Source organism: Lysinibacillus sp. FSL H8-0500, assembly GCF_038051955.1.
Taxonomy (GTDB): Bacteria; Bacillota; Bacilli; order Bacillales_A; family Planococcaceae; genus Lysinibacillus; species Lysinibacillus macroides.
The window spans coordinates 3,385,716-3,404,072 of sequence record NZ_CP150292.1 but is presented as its reverse complement, the minus strand read 5'-3'; the positions used below and the strand labels follow the sequence as shown (position 1 = coordinate 3,404,072).

The following is an 18,357-nucleotide window of genomic DNA, read 5'->3' as shown; positions in this document are numbered from 1 at the left end:
CAGTGATTGCAGAACGCGCATTGAAAACACTGGAATATGATAAAGTACGTCAACAGGTGGCTACATACTGTACATCCTCTATCGGTAAATCCACTATTGAGGAGCTTGTGCCACAAACAGATTTTAATAAAGTAGTACAATTACTAGAGGAAATGGACGAGGGACTTGCCATTTTACGTGTAAAAGGGAATGTCCCGATGGGGGGAATCTTTGATGTTCGCCCCTCTGCGAGACGTGCACAAATTGGAGGCATGCTTGCAGCAATCGAACTGATGGAAATTTCAAGCACTATTCGAGCAAGTAGGATTCTTCGCAATTTCATTGAAGATTTAGAGGCAGATGAGACGATTGATATTCCACATTTTATGGTGAAAAAGGAGGCAATGCCAGTCTTAACAGGATTACAGCATGAAATCAATCACTGTATTGATGACAATGGCACTGTCGTGGATTCAGCGAGTCAAACATTGCGCTCCATTCGCCAATCTTTGCGTGCTGAAGAGGGGAAAGTGCGTTCTAAGCTGGAAAGTCTTATTCGCGGAAGTAATGCAGCGAAAATGCTTTCCGATACACTTGTAACCATTCGTAATGATCGCTTTGTTATTCCCGTTAAGCAAGAATATCGTCACCATTACGGGGGGATTGTCCATGACCAATCCTCTTCTGGTCAAACCTTATTTATTGAGCCAGATTCTGTTGTCCAAGCAAACAATGAAATTCATCGCTTGAAAATGAAAGAGCAGGCAGAAATTGAACGTATTTTACTAGCATTAAGTGCAATGGTGCAAGAAGTAGCATCAGATTTATTTAACTTAGTGAAGGTTTTAGGGGATATCGATGTTATTTTAGCAAAGGGCAAATACGGACAAGCGAATAAATGTACAATGCCTAAAATGAATCAGGATGGCTATATCCGACTAGTACGTGCACGTCATCCACTGCTACCAAGGGAGTCAGCTGTTCCAAATGATATTGAATTTGGTAAAGAGATTACAGCTGTGGTGATAACAGGGCCAAATACAGGTGGTAAAACAGTGACATTAAAAACAGTAGGCTTGTGTACATTGATGGCGCAAGCGGGATTACCAGTACCAGCAATAGATGGATCAGAGCTTGCTGTATTTAAGCAATTATTTGCTGATATAGGTGATGAGCAATCAATTGAGCAATCCCTTTCTACATTCTCGTCTCATATGGTTAATATTGTAGATATTCTACAAAAGTTTGATCATGAATCACTTGTTCTTTTTGATGAGCTAGGTGCAGGTACTGATCCACAGGAAGGGGCAGCCTTAGCCATCTCAATCCTAGATGAAGTACATGGGCGAGGTGCTCGTGTAATGGCTACAACTCACTACCCTGAGCTAAAAGCTTATGGCTATAATCGACCAGGTGTAGCCAATGCCAGTGTAGAATTTGATATTGAAACCTTGAGCCCAACCTACCGTCTACTTATCGGAGTACCTGGGCGCTCTAATGCATTTGAAATCTCCAGTCGTCTCGGTTTACCGGAATCCATTATCGGTCGTGCAAAAAGCTTTACAGGAACAGATCGTCATGAGGTTGAATCCATGATTGCCTCATTGGAAGAAACACGTCGTCAATCTGAAGAGGATGCCGAACGTTCACATGCATTGCTGTTGGAGTCAGAGTCTTTACGAAAAGAGCTACAAGAAAAACTGCAAGCCTATGAGGAACGTAAAGAGGCACTTGATAAGAAAGCTAAGGACAAAGCGCGTAAAATTGTGGATGGAGCGAAACAGGAAGCGGAAGCAATTATTGCTGAGCTTCGTGAAATGCGTAAAAATGCCGATCACGTTGTCAAGGAGCATGAACTGATCGAAGCACGTAAACGTTTGGAAGAAGCAGCACCACTAGATAACAATAAAGTGTTAAAAAAAGCAGCGCAAGTGAAGGCGCGTGCGCAAAACTTAGTTGTCGGGGACGAGGTAAAGGTGTTAAGCTATGGTCAGCGAGGTACGCTGTTAGAGAAAGTATCAGTCTCAGAATGGATTGTTCAAATGGGCATTCTAAAAATGAAAATTTCCGATAGTGATTTAGAGTATATTAAGCCTGAAAAAGAGCCTGTAGTACGAACAGCTGGTGTGAAAAATCGTAGTAGCCATGTAAAATTAGAATTAGATTTACGTGGTGAGCGTTATGAGGATGCTATCTTAAGGACTGAAAAATATATTGATGATGCATTGCTGGCAAACTATGGTCGAGTATCTATTATTCATGGTGTGGGAACAGGAGCCTTACGTCAAGGCATTCAAAGCTATTTGAAAAAGCATAAGCGTGTGAAATCCTTCCGTTTTGGTGAAGCAGGTGAGGGAGGCTTAGGCGTCACAGTGGTAGAATTGAAATAAGCGATAAAGGGGACGGAGAAAATGCTGAATTCTGGCTTTTGGCGATATCCAATTATCGAAACGGCAGGATATTTTAGTGTTGTTGTATTATGTTTAGTCGTCTCAATGGCATTGTTCGAAGTAGTTACAAAATATAAAAATTGGGAAGAAATTAAAAATGGAAATGTCGCTGTAGCACTTGCAACAGGTGGAAAAATACTTGGAATTTGCAATATTTTTCGTTTTTCCATTGCACGTCACAGCACATTAAGTGAAATGATTGGCTGGGGTCTTTTTGGCTTTACACTACTAATCGTCGCATATTTCTTATTTGAATTTATGACACCTCGTTTTAATGTAGATCAAGAAATAGCGAATGATAATCGTTCAGTTGGTTTTATTTCCTTTACCATTTCAGTTGGTCTATCGTTTGTGATTGGAGCAAGTATTGCATAGGAGTGTCACATGATATGGAAAAATTAGCAAAGGTACTAATCATTGTCTGTATTGCATTTTTAGTAGTCGGCGTCTATTATATGATGACTATTTAAGTAAGAGAAGAAGATGTCTGAAAAGCCCTGTAGAGACATCTCCTTTGCGCCGAGGTATACCAAGTTTTTTATAAATATTTAATATAAAAGTAGAGGCTGTTGGAAAAGATTTTTGTTTTCCGACAGTCTTTTTTTGTTATGGCGTCCTAAATAATGCGCTTGCTTAAATAAGATCAAAACAAACACAATGGACTTTTTACACTAAAGCTAGCATAAAATCTTACTATCATCTATTAAATTTCCCTCCATACAATAAAAAGTCCCGTAGAAAAAATATTTTTTAAATATAGGAATATGAACAAAATCATTTATCTGAAAAAATGAATAATGAATCAGTATTCATGAGGCATAGCTAGTTAAACAGCGATAAATCGTAGTTCTATTAATGTTGTAAAAAGCATAATAATTAATCGAAAATGCATTTATTTTCTATTTTATGTTTGAAACTATAGTTCGTTTTTATTATAATAAAAAAGAGAATTGACAAAGTTTGGGACAAAGGGGAGAGGACATATGACAGCAAAACCATGGCTAGTAAATTATCCTGAAGAAGTACCACCGTCTTTAACATTTGAGGAAATTCCAGTACAAGAGTTGTTGACACGTGCCTATAAAACGAATCCATCAAAAGTAGCGATTCATTTTATGGGGAGGGAGTTGACGTATACAGAGCTCTATGAATCTGCTTTAAGATTCGCCAACTATTTACAAGCACTAGGGATAGAAAAAGGGGATCGTGTGGCGATTATGTTGCCTAACTCGCCACAAGGTGTAATCGCTTACTACGGTGCTATGTATGCAGGGGCTATCGTTGTACAAACCAATCCGCTGTATACGGAGCGTGAACTACAATATCAAATGGCTGATTCAGGTGCAAAGGTTATTCTTGTGATGGATATTCTCTATCCACGAGTGATGAAAATTATAAAAGAGACGGCATTAGAAAATGTTATCGTGACAGCCATTAAAGATTATTTACCATTCCCAAAAAATTTAGTGTATCCGTTTATTCAAAAAAAGCAGTATGGCTTCAGTGTAAAAGTGGAGCATAGCGGGCAAAATCACCTGTTTTCAGAAATAATGCGCTCTTCTCCAATAAAAATGATTGACCATACAGAATTTAATTTTGAGGAGGACGTAGCATTACTGCAATATACTGGTGGCACAACTGGCTTCCCAAAAGGGGTTATGCTGACCCATAAAAATTTAATTGCCAATACAACAATGTGTGATGCATGGATGTATAAGTGTGTGCATGGCGAGGAAACAATTATGGGCATACTGCCATTCTTCCATGTTTATGGGATGACAACAGTGATGATATTATCTGTTTTTATCCAAAGTAAAATGGTGCTTTTGCCAAAGTTTGATGCTGAAACAGCATTGAAAACAATTGATAAACAAAAGCCTACACTGTTCCCAGGTGCGCCAACATTATACATCGGCCTTTTAAATCATCCAGACATTGCAAATTATGATCTATCATCGATTAAGGCATGTTTGAGTGGTTCAGCTTCATTGCCAATTGAGGTACAGGAGAAATTTGAAGCCATCACAGGTGGAAAGTTAGTAGAAGGCTATGGTTTAACAGAAACCTCCCCTGTTACACATGCTACGCCAATTTGGGGCAAGCGGGTGATTGGTTCGATTGGCTTACCATGGCCAAATACAGATGCCGTTATTTTACGAACAGGAGATACAGAAGAGCTGACTGTTGGAGAAGTTGGCGAAATTGCTGTTAAGGGACCACAGGTGATGAAGGGCTATTGGAATCGACCAGAAGATACAGCAGCTTCATTTGTAGATGAGTGGTTTTTAACAGGTGATCTCGGTTATATGGATGAGCAAGGCTTTTTCTATGTCGTAGATCGTAAGAAAGATCTAATTATCGCTGGCGGCTTTAATATTTATCCACGTGAAGTGGAGGAAGTGCTATATGAACGAGAAGAAATTCAAGAGTGTGTGGTGGCAGGTATACCTGATCCATATCGTGGAGAAACCGTAAAAGCCTATATTGTTTTAAAAGAAGGATATTCGATTACTGAAGACGAATTAAATAAATATTGCCGTCAACATCTAGCGGCATTTAAAGTTCCACGTTATTATGAATTTAGAGATGAGCTACCAAAAACGGCCGTAGGAAAAATTTTGCGTCGCACTTTAGTAGAAGAGGAAAAAACGAAATTAGCGAATAAAGAAGCTAAATAAATACTTGAGAAAGTATTGACAAGCAATGCTGTAAATTATAATATGAAAATATGAATGAATGACCATTCATATTTTCGTATTTTTTTAAGTTACACGTCACATTCAATTATGTCCTTTAAAAAAATAAATTGCAACTTTGTATGTAGACGTGCGCATGTTTTTTAGGTGGTGATAGTAAAGTGAAACGAGATAAGCCAAAATATAAGCAAATTATTGATGCAGCTGTCATCGTTATTGCAGAAAATGGGTATCACCAAGCGCAAGTATCGAAAATCGCCAAACAGGCAGGGGTGGCTGATGGAACAATCTATTTATATTTTAAAAATAAAGAAGATATATTAATTTCTGTCTTTAATGAAAAAATGGCTGTTTTTGTAGAGTCATTACAAGATATAATAGAAAATGGAAGTTCGTCGAGAGACAAGCTTTCTCGAATGATTGAAAATCATTTTAAGGTTCTAGCGACAGATCGATACCTAGCAACTGTCACGCAGTTAGAGCTTCGCCAATCGAATAAAGACTTACGACTAAAAATCAATGCAGTATTACGTGAGTATTTACAATTACTGGATCAAATTTTAATCGAAGGTATGCTTTCAGGCGAGCTTAATCAGACGATGGATGTACGCTTGGCACGTCAAATGGTTTTTGGCACAATTGATGAAGCCATAACAACGTGGGTTATGAATGACTATCGATATGATTTGATGGAACTGATTCCAAAGGTTCAGACATTAATTTTGAACGGTATTAAAGCTTAAAAGGATGTGGAGAAATGGAATTTCTAAGTTGGAAAGTGGAAGATGGAGTAGCAATTATTACAATTGCACGTCCACCAGCAAATGCATTATCTCGCGGAATTATTACAGAAGTAAATGATGTACTAGATGCTGTAGAAAATGATGACGCTGTAAGAGTTCTTGTACTTCATGGCGAAGGCCGTTTCTTCTCTGCTGGTGCAGATATTAAAGAATTTACTGAGGTGGATTCTGGAGAAGAATTTACAAAGCTAGCAAGTAATGGTCAGCAAGTATTTGAACGTGTTGAATCATTCTCTAAGCCTGTCATTGCCGCTATTCATGGTGCAGCACTAGGCGGTGGACTTGAATTAGCAATGAGCTGTCATATGCGCTTTGTGACAGAATCAGCAAAGCTTGGTTTACCTGAGCTACAATTAGGGCTTATTCCTGGTTTTGGTGGCACGCAACGCTTACCACGTTATGTGGGTGTAGCGAAGGCAGCTGAAATGATGTTTACAAGTGAACCGATTTCTGGCACTGAGGCTGTACAGTGGGGCTTAGCGAATCGTGCTTTTTCTGATGAGACATTACTAGACGAAACATTGAAGATTGCTAAGAAAATTGCCAAGAAAAGTCCAGTAGCACTAAAAGCAGCCATCCAAACATTGCAATATGCAAAGCACGCTTCATTCTATGAAGGGATTGAAGCAGAAGCGAAATCGTTTGGAACAGTATTTGTGACAGAGGATGCCAAAGAGGGTATTCAAGCCTTTATAGAGAAACGTGAGCCTGTGTTTACAGGTAAATAATTTTCCACATGTCGATAGTTTTAAGTTAGTCGACGTTATGGACACTAATAATATATAATATTTATAAATTTACTTAGAAATATAAAACGTTCCAGGAGGTATGGATATATGAATATTTTTGCATTAATTAAACGTACGTTTGATACAGAAGAGAAAATTATTGTGTCAGGTGGTCAAATCCAAGAGGATGGCGCAGAATTTATTATCAACCCTTACGATGAATATGCTATTGAAGAAGCAATCCAAGTACGTGACGCTGCTGGCGGTAAAGTAACAGTTGTGACAATTGGCGGTGAGGATGCAGAAAAGCAACTGCGGACAGCCCTTGCTATGGGAGCAGATGAAGCTGTACTTATTAATACAGAAGATGATTTAGATGAATTAGACCAAAACGCAGCTGCCTATCTTTTAGCAGAATACTTAAAAGATAAAGATGCTGATTTAATTTTAACAGGAAATGTTGCGATTGACGGTGGTTCTGGCCAAGTTGGACCACGTGTTGCAGACTTATTAGATATTAACTATGTGACAACAATCACAAACCTTGAAATTGATGGTACAACTGCGAAAATTGTACGTGATATTGAAGGAGATTCAGAGGTAATTGAAACATCTCTACCACTTTTAGTAACAGCTCAGCAAGGTTTAAATGAGCCGCGTTATCCATCTCTACCAGGCATTATGAAAGCGAAAAAGAAACCGCTTGCAGAGCTTGAGTTAGATGATCTAGATATCGATGAAGATGATGTAGAAGTGAAGATTGAAACAGTAGACATCTTCTTGCCAGCACAAAAGGCAGCAGGCCGCATTCTTGAAGGTGATCTTTCTGCACAAGTGAAAGAACTGGTGAATCTACTTCATACAGAAGCAAAAGTCGTGTAATGAATTGATAATATCAATCGAATCTTAAAGGGTAACGGAGGGAATATGCTATGTCAAAAAAAGTATTAGTATTAAGTGAAGTTCGAGAAGGAAGCTTACGTAATGTTTCGTTTGAAGCCATTGCAGCTGCAAAGCAAATCGCTGATGGTGGAGAAGTTATTGGGGTCCTACTAGGGGATGCTGTAGCAGGCTTAACAGGTCCATTATTTGAATATGGTGCAGATCGTGTTATCACAGTGGAGCACCCTCATTTAAAACAATATACATCTGATGGCTATAGCCAAGCATTGTTAGCTGTCATTGAGCAAGAAAAGCCAGAGGGAATTGTCTTTGGCCATACAGCAAATGGTAAAGATTTATCACCAAAAATTGCAAGTAAATTACAAGCAGGTCTTGTATCTGATGTGACGGCTATTGAAGGTGTTGGCGATGATATTGTCTTTATTCGCCCAATTTACTCTGGTAAAGCTTTTGAAAAAGTGAAAGTAAAAGATGGCGTTATTTTAGCATCCATTCGTCCAAACAACATTACAGCACTTGAAAAAGAGGAAGGTAAAACAGGTGATGTATCTGCTGTCACTGTAGAGATTACAAATTTACGCACAATTATTAAAGAGGTTGTTCGTAAATCTTCAGAAGGCGTAGATTTGTCAGAAGCGAAAGTAGTGGTTGCTGGCGGTCGTGGCGTGAAATCTGAGGAAGGCTTTGAACCATTAAAAGAGCTAGCAGATTTACTTGGTGGTGCAGTTGGAGCCTCACGTGGTGCATGCGATGCCGAGTATTGCGACTATTCACTACAAATCGGTCAAACAGGTAAGGTTGTAACACCTGATCTTTATATTGCAGCAGGTATTTCTGGAGCAATTCAGCATTTAGCAGGTATGTCTAACTCTAAAGTGATTGTTGCAATCAATAAAGACCCAGAGGCGAATATTTTCAAAGTAGCTGACTACGGTATTGTAGGCGATTTATTTGAAGTTGTTCCATTGTTAATCGAAGAGTTTAAAGCATTAAAAGTAAATGCATGATGTTAGGGGCTGGGGAAGTTAATTCCTCAGCTTTTTTATGGCTATTAAAAGTTGACACATCACGACAAAAAGGCTGTAAAAGGGGAAAAAATACATTCTAGGCAGATTGTTCGCTCAAGTGAATTTATCCATGCTATACTACAAACATAGTAAGTTTAAGGAGGATTTCAAATGGCAATTGTACACGCAACAGACGCTACGTTCCAAGATGATATTAAAGAAGGTTTAGTGTTAGTAGACTTTTGGGCTGCTTGGTGTGGACCATGTAAAATGATTGGGCCAGTTCTTGAAGAAATGGATGCTGAAGGAAGTGCCGCTAAAATTGTAAAAGTAGATGTAGACAACAACCAAGGAACAGCAGCACAGTATCAAATCATGTCGATCCCATCTTTACTATTATTTAAAGATGGCGAACTAGTTGATAAAACTGTAGGCTTCCAACCGAAAGAAGCTTTAGAGGCATTTATCACAAAGCATGCGTAATAAATGAAGTTTACAAAAGTCGAACCATCTATAGATGTGTTCGGCTTTTTTTCGTTATAATAAAGAGAAACAACAGACGGATTGATGAGAGAAAAATGAGTCACTCTTAATGGAAATTAGCTTTGTTATGGTGAAAATACGTCTATTTAGAAAAGACATTTTATGAATAGAGGGGGAGGCAGGCAATTGAATGATTTAATAAAACGCAAGCTTGAGATTTTACCAGATCAGCCTGGCTGCTATTTGATGAAGGATCGGCAGGGAATGATTATTTATGTTGGGAAAGCAAAAATACTGAAAAACCGTGTGCGCTCCTATTTTACAGGTACACATGAGGGGAAGACGCAAAGGCTTGTTGGTGAAATTGAGGACTTTGACTATATTGTGACATCTTCAAATATTGAAGCACTTATTTTAGAGCTGAATCTTATTAAATTACATGACCCTAAGTACAATGTGATGCTAACGGATGATAAAACCTATCCCTATTTAAAAATTACCAATGAAAAATATCCTCGTCTACTGACGACGCGTAAGGTAAAAAAAGATAAGGCGAAATATTTTGGTCCCTATCCAAATGCCTATGCAGCCAATGAAACGAAAAAGCTACTAGATCGCTTGTATCCATTACGAAAATGTGTGCAATTACCCTCTAAAGTTTGCTTATATTATCATATGAACCAATGTTTAGCACCGTGTGTCAAAGACATTGAGCAGCAAGTTTACCAAGAGATGATTGAGGATATAACGAAATTTTTAAATGGCGGTGTTGAGGCTGTTAAAAAGGAGCTTGAAACGAAAATGCTTGCAGCTGCTGAAAATTTAGAGTTTGAGCGGGCAAAGGAGTTCAGAGATCAAATAGCACATATTGAAACAGTGATGCAAAAGCAAAAAATTGTGTCAAATGATACAACAAATCGTGATATCTTTGGCTATGCGGTTGAGAAAGGTTGGATGTGTGTTCAGGTGTTCTTTGTGCGACAAGGAAAACTTATTGAACGTGATGTCTCGATTTTTCCAATTTATCGAGAGGCAGAGGAAGAATTTTTAACATTTGTTGGACGCTTTTATGAAAAGCCAGAGCATATTAAGCCAAAGGAAATTTTTATTCCACAGGCGATTGATGCAGCTATTTTAACAGAATTATTAGCGATTAAAGTATTAACGCCAAAGCGAGGGCAAAAAAAGGAGCTTGTTGAGCTTGCAACCAAAAATGCTGAAATTGCAGTAGCAGCAAAATTCCAGCTGATTGAACGTCAGGAGGAACGAACAATCGGTGCATGTGAGGCACTTGGGGAAGCAATGGGCATCTCTGCGCCACTGCGGATTGAAGCCTTTGATAATAGCCATATGCATGGAACCGATGCCGTTTCTGCCATGGTGGTGTTTGTCGATGGTAAACCTGCTAAAAAGGAATATCGTAAATACAAAACACGTACAGCTGCCAAGCATGATGATTATGGAGCGATGCAGGAGGTAATACGTCGTCGCTATACACGTGTTTTAAAGGAAGGCTTGCCGTTCCCAGATTTAGTGTTAATTGATGGTGGGAAGGGACAAATGGAAGTGGCTCGGGAAGTATTAGAGGATGAGCTTGGGCTTGTTATACCAATTGCAGGTTTAGCAAAGGACGATAAGCATAATACATCCCAGCTACTGTTTGGCGATCCACCAGAAGTGATTGCCCTAAAGCGAACAAGTGATGGCTTTTACTTGCTACAGCGTATTCAAGATGAGGTGCACCGCTTTGCCATTACTTTCTTGCGTCAACAGCATGAGAAACATGCTATTCAATCGGTGCTTGACCATATTGAGGGTGTAGGACCAAAACGAAAGCAGCAATTGTTAAAGCATTTTGGTTCAGTAAAAAAAATTCGCGAGGCTAGTGAGCTTGCTTTACAGGAGGCTGGGATGCCAGCTAATCTAGCAAGCAATATTTATGCCTATTTTCAGCAACAATCATTGTCAACGGAATAAACATATGCTAAGGTTATGGATACAAAGGCTAGACAAATTAAATACTTCACTATTGAAGTGATGATAGAGGTGCAAGGTTCAAAAGTAATGCGATTGAGGATGAACAAATCCTAGGATATTGTGTGAAAGGGGAGCTTGCCGAAGTACAGCATTGTTGTTTCCATTGTTGTACTGGTTTTGCATTTAAGAGATGTAAGACTGTCGATTCTAAACGTTTCGGAGAGCTATCACACATGGGCAAATTACCTTGATTGTACATGTTACTAGCAGCTTTCACGTTATGTGGAGGCTGCTTTTAGTTTTCCAAAAAACAGAGAGGGGAATAAAAAATGGCTAGAATTGTTATGAAATTCGGAGGGGCTGTTTTAGCCTCCACTGAACAAATTCAAGAAATGGCTCAAAAGGCTATTGTCGAAAAGGATAGAGGGCTGGATGTGGTGGTAGTAGTTGCAGGCATGGGGCAAGCTGCAAATGAGATGAAAAGAATGGTTCAGCATTTAACAGATGAAGTATCGAAGCGAGAGCTAGCTGTACTTATGTCAACTTGCTCGCAGCAATCAAGTGCTTTATTAGCTATTGCCCTACAAGAAGCTGGATATGGTGCAGTGGCATTAACAGGATGGCAAGCAGGTATTCATACAGATAGTATGTATAGTCATGCACGTATTGACTATTTAGATGCTAGCCGCATTGAAGAACATTTTACACAAGGCGATATTGTAGTTGTTGCTGGAGAACAGGGCATTGACGATATGGATAATGTAACAACGCTTGGCAAGGGAGGCGCTGAAACAGCCGCTGTTGCGCTGGCTGTAGCATTGGATGCAGAACGTGTTGATATTTATACAAATGTTGATGGTGTTTATACAGCAGACCCTCGTTATGTCCCAAAGGCTCAACAGCTTCAAGAAATTTCCTATGATGAAATGCTGGAGTTAGCCAATTTAGGATCACATATTATTCATCCACGCGCTGTGGAGTTAGCCAAGAAATTTCAAATGCCGGTGATTATACGCGCTAGCAGAGGAGAATCAGTTGGTACTTTATTGAAGGAGGAAGTGGAGATGGAGAAAAATTTAGTTGTACGAGGTGTAGCCTTTGAATCCGATATTATTCGTTTAACAGTTGGGTATGATGCCTATTCCGATGCTTCATTGGCGGATATATTTACAGTGCTTGCAGAAAATCGCATCAATGTAGATATTATTGTACAAGCCATTATTGATGGGTTAAAACCGACTGTGTCCTTTTCCATTTTAAAAGAGGAGTTTGCGGAAGCATTACGTGTTTTAGAGGATAGTAAATTATCACTAGGCTTTAGTTTTGCAGATTTTGAAATTGGACTAGCAAAAGTGTCCATTATTGGTTCAGGTATGGCATCTAATCCTGGCGTGGCTGCTCGGATGTTTGATCGCTTACGCCGTGAAAATATCCCTGTCAAAATGGTTAGCACATCTGAAATCAAAGTATCGGTTGTTGTACCACAGGATGATATGATTCAGGCAGCAAATGCATTGCATAATGAATTTAATTTAGAACAAGCGATTCACATATAATAATAGTAGAAACCGTATTTTTATGTACTAGGTATGATCCAAAATAATTTGCAAGAAAAAAGAGGGTGTTCTCAAAATCATTTGAGAGACCCTCTTTTCGTTACTCTGTCGGAATTGTCTGGATGATACGTTCCTTCACATCCCATTTTACCGTAAACATAATATACTGCTGCTTTTCACGCTTTTCATCATAGCATTCTGTTAGATAGCCATTTGCCAATTGGATTTGCTCAGCTATAAATCCTGCCTCTAGTCTAAAGCTACGCTGCTTAATTTGCAATAATTCAGGATCATTTGTCAAGTGGAAAATGCGCCCGTCCTTTGATTCCTTGATTAGCTCTAATGTACCCCAACAGGCATCTGCGAAAAATGCGATTAGCTCGCCTTGCGTCTTACAGGGAAACTTACGTGCAAGATCCTTACCAGCCCAATAAAGGACATCATCTTCATGTTTACCAAGTACAGAAGATAAAATGTGATCGCGAATAATTTCATAGCCAAATGATGAGATTGTAGGAGATGGAGTATTTAACATGAATATCCTTCTTTCTTAGAATTTTCTTAAAACTTAATGTGAATAAAGTAAAAATAGATTTTTCGAGAAAAAACAACGCATTATGTACTAGATTAATTCCTTAATAAGCGCTATGAAAAACGCCGAGCAACCTTGACGCTTGTAGCTCTTGAGAGTACAATAAACATGTCATAATATTGTACCATGATGAAATACACAGTCAATGAAGTATCATTTACAAAATGATGACTTCTTTTGTTGTGCTATTTTAAGTACTAAGGGGGGTAATAGTCTTGTCGAAAGATCGAGAGTTTTTATGGCGCCGCTTACATTCTCTACTTGGGGTCATTCCAGTAGGTTTGTTCTTGGTGTTCCACTTGTCATTGAACTTCACTGCTGTTGGCGGTGAACAGTCTTACAATGATGCAACGGGAGTTATGGATTTAGTTCCTCATTCACTACTGTTGCTAATTGAATGGGTTGTAATTTATATCCCATTGTTATTCCATGCATTCTATGGTGTGTATATTGCATTCACGGCTACACCAAACACAGGGCGTTTTAGTACATACCGTAACTGGATGTTCTCTTTACAACGTTTCACTGGTGTATTCCTAGTGATTTTCATTGCATGGCATATCTTCCAAACGCGTATTCAAAAGGCGCTTGGTACTGATGTTAACTTTAACATGATGGAAGAAATTGTTGCTAATCCATTTATGCTTGGCTTCTACATTGTTGGTATTTTATCAGCAACGTTCCACCTAACAAACGGTTTATGGGCATTCCTAGTAAGCTGGGGTATTACACAATCTCCGCAGTCTCAAAAGATTGCTACTTACGTAACAAACATTCTTTTCGTAATTCTAAGTGTAGTTGGTGTGGCTGCTATTCTAGCATTCGTATAATTGAATAGAAGCTTATAGTAGAAGAGCACACAATCATTGCAATTTTTTAAGAGGAGTGAGAAATAATCATGGCGAAAAGCAAAATAATTGTTGTCGGCGGTGGTCTTGCCGGTCTGATGGCAACGATTAAAGCAGCTGAAGTTGGTACTGAAGTTGATTTATTCTCATTAGTTCCTGTAAAACGCTCACACTCTGTTTGTGCGCAAGGTGGAATTAATGGTGCGGTAAATACAAAAGGTGAAGGGGATTCTCCGTGGATTCACTTTGATGATACAATTTATGGTGGGGACTTCTTAGCAAACCAACCACCAGTTAAGGGGATGTGTGATGCAGCTCCTGGCATTATTCACTTAATGGACCGTATGGGGGTTATGTTTAACCGTACACCAGAGGGTCTTCTTGACTTCCGTCGTTTCGGTGGTACATTAATGCACCGTACAGCCTTTTCAGGTGCAACGACTGGTCAACAATTGTTATATGCATTAGATGAGCAAGTTCGTTCACACGAAGTAGCTGGTTTAGTGAATAAATATGAACACTGGGAATTCCTTGGTGTTATTATTGACGAGGACGGCGTTTGTCGTGGTATCGTAGCGCAAGATATGCGTACAGAAGAAATTAAATCATTCCGTGCAGACGCTGTTATTATGGCGACTGGTGGCCCTGGTATTATTTTTGGTAAAACAACAAACTCTGTTATTAATACAGGTTCGGCTGCTTCTATTGTTTATCAACAAGGAGCGTCTTATTCAAATGGTGAGTTTATCCAGATTCACCCTACAGCGATTCCTGGTGACGATAAAAACCGTTTAATGTCGGAATCTGCTCGTGGTGAGGGTGGACGAGTTTGGACATATAAAGATGGTAAACCTTGGTATTTCTTAGAGGAGAAATATCCAGCTTATGGTAACCTAGTGCCACGTGATATTGCAACACGTGAAATTTTCGACGTTTGTGTTAACCAAAAACTTGGTATCAATGGCGAAAACATGGTATACCTAGATCTTTCTCATAAAGACCCACATGAGTTGGATGTTAAGCTTGGTGGTATTATCGAGATCTACGAAAAATTTGTTGGGGATGACCCACGTAAATTACCAATGAAAATTTTCCCAGCTGTTCACTATTCAATGGGTGGCTTATGGGTTGACTACAATCAAATGACTGAAATTCCTGGTCTATTTGCAGCTGGTGAATGTGATTACTCTCAACACGGTGCGAACCGTCTTGGTGCAAACTCATTATTATCAGCTATCTATGGTGGTATGGTTGCAGGACCAAACGCTGTTGAGTATGTAAAAGGTCTTAAAAAGCATGCGGAAGATCTTCCACAGGAGCTTTATGATGCTCGTGTCAAAGAAGAACAAGGCAAATGGGATGCTATCATGAAAATGGATGGCACAGAAAACGCTTACTTACTGCATAAAGAGCTTGGTGAAATGATGACTGCTACAATGACAGTAGTACGCTACAATGATCAGCTTGAAGAAACATTGCAAAAACTTGATGAGATGTTGCAACGTTGGGAAAACATCAACATCAATGATACGCAAAAATGGAGTAACCAAGGCGCACACTTTACACGCCAGCTAAAAAATATGTTATACCTTGCGAAAGTAATGACAAAAGGTGCATTACTACGTGATGAATCTCGCGGTGCACACTACAAACCTGATTTCCCTAACCGTGATGATGAGAAATTCTTAAAAACAACAATGGCGAAGTTTGATCCTGCTACAGGTGATCCAATCATCACATACCAAGAAGTCGACGTTTCTTTAATCCCACCACGTAAACGTGACTACTCTGCGAAAGGAGACTAAAAGTTATGATCGCAGCTAATACTGGAAGAATGGTTAAAGTGGAAATCTTACGTCAAGATACTACAAGCGGCAATGGATACTGGCAAAAATTCGAAGTACCTTACCGTCATGGTATGAACGTAATTTCGATTTTAATGGAAATTCAAAAAAATCCTGTTACTGAAAATGGTGAAAAAACAACACCAGTAGCATGGGATATGAACTGTTTAGAAGAAGTTTGTGGTGCATGTTCAATGGTCATCAATGGCCGTCCACGTCAATCATGTTCAACACTTGTTGACCAATTGACTGAACCGATTAAACTTGAGCCAATGAAAACATTCCCTGTTATTCGTGACTTACAAGTTGACCGTGAACGTATGTTCAACGCACTGAAAAAAGTTAAAGCATGGGTACCAATCGATGGTACGTATGATTTAGGTGAAGGTCCTCGTATGCCAGAAGGTAAACGTCAATGGGCTTATGAATTATCAAAATGTATGACTTGTGGCGTTTGTATGGAAGCATGTCCAAATGTGTCTGAAAAAGCTTCATTCATCGGACCAGCTCCATTATCACAAGTACGTCTTTTCAACACTCATCCCACTGGTGCGATGATTAAAGATGAACGCTTAAATGCGATTATGGGTGATGGTGGCCTTGCGAACTGTGGTAACTCTCAAAACTGTGTAGCTGCATGTCCAAAAGGTATCCCTTTAACAACATCAATCGCTTCATTAAATCGTGCAACAACAGTGCAAATGTTCCGTAACTTCTTCGGTTCAGATCACTTCGTTGACTAATAATGGACAACCTAAACTCCCTTATACTTTGTGTGTAAGGGAGTTTTTTATATTGATAGACTTTACCGAATGTTTTTGTCTAGGATAACATAGTATTTTCTTTTATAATGAATCTATATTCATTTAATATTTGCTATGATATATCCATCAAACATAGTGGCTTATCTGGCAAATAAATAAGAGGGATGGTGTTCACATGAAAGCAAATTATATTAAAAACTTTCAAGAATGGGTAAAGGATTTTTCTTTTTATACTGAAGTACGTGTACGCTTTTCAGAGACAGATATGTTTGGGCATATGAATAACACAGTGAGCTTTATTTATTTTGAGCAAGCAAGAATTGAATATCTTCGCCATTTAGGTGTTTTAATGCCGTTAGCAGCAGAGCATGAGGCGAAAAGTATTCCAATAGTCGCTGATTTACAATGTGACTATATAAATCAGGTCTTTTTTAATGATATACTCCGCATCTACACAAAAATCGCAAAAGTCGGCAATTCATCATTAGATATTCATTATTTAGCAAAAAATCAAAAAGATGAGCTTTGCTTCACAGGTCGTGGCACACTTGTACAAATGGACACAAGAACAGGAAAAAGTGTGCCTCTTTCTGAAGAGGAAAAAGCTCAATTAGTGAGTCTGTCCACGATTTCTCACTAAAGAGTAGCTATTTTAGCTTAAAAATCTATCCTGTATTAACAGATGAGTGAAGCGACAGCTAAGGGCTGTATGAATTCCACTGCAAAACATAAGGTAAACCATACTGTTTAAGTGGGGAACAACCAGCCTGTAAAAACAACGGTTCTCCTTATTAAAATAGTAGAAATTATTTTGATGGCTAGTCATGGTGAAATTTATCTTCAAATTTTGAAAAGAAAGATACAATTTTTGAAATTTTTAAGGAAACATGTAATATTCATGCAAATAGCCGTCACCGCTCTTCACCCCTTAACATAAGTTACAATACGTGCGGGGGAGGAGGGTGTAACTGAATGAATGGCTCTCATCATCGTTCTCTTTTAACAAACCGAGAACGTGAAATATTTGCGCTTTTATTAGCTGAAAAAACAACGAGAGATATTGCAGAGCAGCTTGGTATTAGTGAAAAAACAGTGCGTAATCACATTTCCAATACAATTCAAAAGCTAGGTGTAACGAATCGATCTCAGGCGTTGATTGAGCTGTTACGCTTAGAAGAATTTAAATTAGACTAATGGACACTTGCTATTTCGTGAAAAAAACGACAAAATAGAACTATTCAACGTATTTTTAGGAGTGAAATAGTTATATGTCGGATGAAGTAACAAAGCACTCACCTGAAACCGTTGCAACGGTTGAGAAGGAATTACGCTATATAGCGGCCATCGTGAAGCAAAAAGGACGAGAAATCGTTTCTGATTATGCAATTACACCGCCACAATTTGTTGCATTGCAGTGGTTAGAAGAGCTTGGTGACATGACAATTGGCGAATTATCGAATCGCCTATATTTAGCTTTTAGCACAACAACAGACTTAGTGGACCGAATGGAGAAAAATGAATTAGTAAAGCGTGTGCGTGATGAAAATGATCGCCGTGTTGTTGTTGTTCATCTTCTTGCAAAAGGCGAACGCATTATCCAAGAGGTTATTGAGAAAAGACAGCACTATTTACAGGAGAAGCTGGTCGGCTTTACAGAACAAGAAGTTGCACAATTATCAAGCTATTTAGAAAAACTACATGTACACATGAAACAGGATTGAGGCGGA

At 38.9% G+C, this 18,357-nt stretch carries 17 protein-coding genes and 1 riboswitch; of the genes, 16 read left to right on the top strand and 1 reads right to left on the bottom strand.

All coding sequences use genetic code 11. The features are described 5' to 3' along the window. Window positions 1–2 precede the first annotated feature (2 nt). The 10 genes from MHB44_RS16155 (at window position 3) to MHB44_RS16110 (ending at window position 12,582) form a co-directional block, all read left to right on the top strand. Window positions 3–2,369: an endonuclease MutS2 gene (locus tag MHB44_RS16155; RefSeq protein ID WP_341300016.1), complete on the top strand. Its 2,367-nt coding sequence runs from the start codon at window positions 3–5 to the stop codon at window positions 2,367–2,369. 21 nt (window positions 2,370–2,390) lie between these two features. Further along, window positions 2,391–2,804: a DUF350 domain-containing protein gene (locus MHB44_RS16150; protein ID WP_036128246.1), complete on the top strand. Its 414-nt coding sequence runs from the start codon at window positions 2,391–2,393 to the stop codon at window positions 2,802–2,804. A 608-nt stretch (window positions 2,805–3,412) separates the two neighbouring features. Further along, window positions 3,413–5,107, top strand: coding sequence for an AMP-binding protein (locus MHB44_RS16145; protein WP_341300015.1), 1,695 nt, complete (start codon window positions 3,413–3,415; stop codon window positions 5,105–5,107). Between the two features lie 179 nt (window positions 5,108–5,286). After that, entirely contained in the window at window positions 5,287–5,868 is a 582-nt protein-coding gene (locus MHB44_RS16140) for a TetR/AcrR family transcriptional regulator (RefSeq protein WP_341300014.1), read from the top strand. 14 nt (window positions 5,869–5,882) lie between these two features. Continuing rightward, the gene (locus MHB44_RS16135) at window positions 5,883–6,656 is read left to right on the top strand and encodes an enoyl-CoA hydratase (protein WP_341300013.1); all 774 of its coding nucleotides are present in this window, start codon (window positions 5,883–5,885) and stop codon (window positions 6,654–6,656) included. Window positions 6,657–6,764: 108 nt separating this feature from the next. Beyond that, window positions 6,765–7,538, top strand: a complete 774-nt coding sequence (locus MHB44_RS16130; RefSeq protein ID WP_341300012.1) for an electron transfer flavoprotein subunit beta/FixA family protein — start codon at window positions 6,765–6,767, stop codon at window positions 7,536–7,538. 50 nt (window positions 7,539–7,588) lie between these two features. Then, the gene (locus tag MHB44_RS16125) at window positions 7,589–8,566 is read left to right on the top strand and encodes an electron transfer flavoprotein subunit alpha/FixB family protein (RefSeq protein WP_341300011.1); all 978 of its coding nucleotides are present in this window, start codon (window positions 7,589–7,591) and stop codon (window positions 8,564–8,566) included. A 171-nt stretch (window positions 8,567–8,737) separates the two neighbouring features. Next, window positions 8,738–9,049, top strand: coding sequence for a thioredoxin (trxA, locus tag MHB44_RS16120; protein WP_341300010.1), 312 nt, complete (start codon window positions 8,738–8,740; stop codon window positions 9,047–9,049). A 186-nt stretch (window positions 9,050–9,235) separates the two neighbouring features. Then, on the top strand, window positions 9,236–11,026 hold the full coding sequence (uvrC, locus tag MHB44_RS16115) for an excinuclease ABC subunit UvrC (protein WP_341300009.1): 1,791 nt from the start codon (window positions 9,236–9,238) through the stop codon (window positions 11,024–11,026). Window positions 11,027–11,082: 56 nt separating this feature from the next. Then, a riboswitch (Lysine riboswitch) is annotated at window positions 11,083–11,261 on the top strand. Between the two features lie 94 nt (window positions 11,262–11,355). Next, window positions 11,356–12,582, top strand: coding sequence for an aspartate kinase (locus MHB44_RS16110; protein WP_341300008.1), 1,227 nt, complete (start codon window positions 11,356–11,358; stop codon window positions 12,580–12,582). A gap of 100 nt (window positions 12,583–12,682) precedes the next feature. Here MHB44_RS16110 and MHB44_RS16105 read toward each other — a convergent pair whose 3' ends face one another. Beyond that, on the bottom strand, window positions 12,683–13,117 hold the full coding sequence (locus MHB44_RS16105) for a YslB family protein (RefSeq protein WP_341300007.1): 435 nt from the start codon (window positions 13,115–13,117) through the stop codon (window positions 12,683–12,685). Window positions 13,118–13,389: 272 nt separating this feature from the next. On the opposite strand from MHB44_RS16105, the gene MHB44_RS16100 reads away from it, so the two are divergent. The 6 genes from MHB44_RS16100 to MHB44_RS16075 all read left to right on the top strand — a co-directional run bounded on the left by MHB44_RS16100 (window position 13,390) and on the right by MHB44_RS16075 (window position 18,351). Then, complete coding sequence (locus MHB44_RS16100) at window positions 13,390–14,004, top strand: succinate dehydrogenase cytochrome b558 subunit (protein WP_341300006.1); 615 nt, start codon at window positions 13,390–13,392, stop codon at window positions 14,002–14,004. Between the two features lie 68 nt (window positions 14,005–14,072). Continuing rightward, a complete protein-coding gene (gene sdhA, locus MHB44_RS16095) occupies window positions 14,073–15,827 on the top strand; it encodes a succinate dehydrogenase flavoprotein subunit (RefSeq protein ID WP_341300005.1) in 1,755 nt (584 codons plus the stop codon). Window positions 15,828–15,832: 5 nt separating this feature from the next. Then, the gene (gene sdhB, locus MHB44_RS16090; RefSeq protein WP_053996390.1) at window positions 15,833–16,609 is read left to right on the top strand and encodes a succinate dehydrogenase iron-sulfur subunit; all 777 of its coding nucleotides are present in this window, start codon (window positions 15,833–15,835) and stop codon (window positions 16,607–16,609) included. A 196-nt stretch (window positions 16,610–16,805) separates the two neighbouring features. Further along, on the top strand, window positions 16,806–17,270 hold the full coding sequence (locus MHB44_RS16085; RefSeq protein WP_341300004.1) for a thioesterase family protein: 465 nt from the start codon (window positions 16,806–16,808) through the stop codon (window positions 17,268–17,270). A gap of 332 nt (window positions 17,271–17,602) precedes the next feature. Continuing rightward, the gene (locus MHB44_RS16080) at window positions 17,603–17,824 is read left to right on the top strand and encodes a LuxR C-terminal-related transcriptional regulator (RefSeq protein ID WP_004226437.1); all 222 of its coding nucleotides are present in this window, start codon (window positions 17,603–17,605) and stop codon (window positions 17,822–17,824) included. A 74-nt stretch (window positions 17,825–17,898) separates the two neighbouring features. After that, entirely contained in the window at window positions 17,899–18,351 is a 453-nt protein-coding gene (locus MHB44_RS16075) for a MarR family transcriptional regulator (RefSeq protein ID WP_053996388.1), read from the top strand. Window positions 18,352–18,357 lie beyond the last annotated feature (6 nt).

Bases quoted from the DNA above. Each gene is read 5' to 3' on its own strand.
- MHB44_RS16125 (WP_341300011.1), top strand. From the start codon at position 7,589: ATGTCAAAAAAAGTATTAGTATTAAGTGAAGTTCGAGAAGGAAGCTTA.
- MHB44_RS16150 (WP_036128246.1), top strand. From the start codon at position 2,391: ATGCTGAATTCTGGCTTTTGGCGATATCCAATTATCGAAACGGCAGGA.
- sdhA (WP_341300005.1), top strand. From the start codon at position 14,073: ATGGCGAAAAGCAAAATAATTGTTGTCGGCGGTGGTCTTGCCGGTCTG.
- MHB44_RS16105 (WP_341300007.1), bottom strand. From the start codon at position 13,117: ATGTTAAATACTCCATCTCCTACAATCTCATCATTTGGCTATGAAATT.
- MHB44_RS16075 (WP_053996388.1), top strand. From the start codon at position 17,899: ATGTCGGATGAAGTAACAAAGCACTCACCTGAAACCGTTGCAACGGTT.
- MHB44_RS16130 (WP_341300012.1), top strand. From the start codon at position 6,765: ATGAATATTTTTGCATTAATTAAACGTACGTTTGATACAGAAGAGAAA.
- MHB44_RS16080 (WP_004226437.1), top strand. From the start codon at position 17,603: ATGAATGGCTCTCATCATCGTTCTCTTTTAACAAACCGAGAACGTGAA.
- MHB44_RS16110 (WP_341300008.1), top strand. From the start codon at position 11,356: ATGGCTAGAATTGTTATGAAATTCGGAGGGGCTGTTTTAGCCTCCACT.
- sdhB (WP_053996390.1), top strand. From the start codon at position 15,833: ATGATCGCAGCTAATACTGGAAGAATGGTTAAAGTGGAAATCTTACGT.
- MHB44_RS16135 (WP_341300013.1), top strand. From the start codon at position 5,883: ATGGAATTTCTAAGTTGGAAAGTGGAAGATGGAGTAGCAATTATTACA.
- MHB44_RS16145 (WP_341300015.1), top strand. From the start codon at position 3,413: ATGACAGCAAAACCATGGCTAGTAAATTATCCTGAAGAAGTACCACCG.
- trxA (WP_341300010.1), top strand. From the start codon at position 8,738: ATGGCAATTGTACACGCAACAGACGCTACGTTCCAAGATGATATTAAA.
- MHB44_RS16085 (WP_341300004.1), top strand. From the start codon at position 16,806: ATGAAAGCAAATTATATTAAAAACTTTCAAGAATGGGTAAAGGATTTT.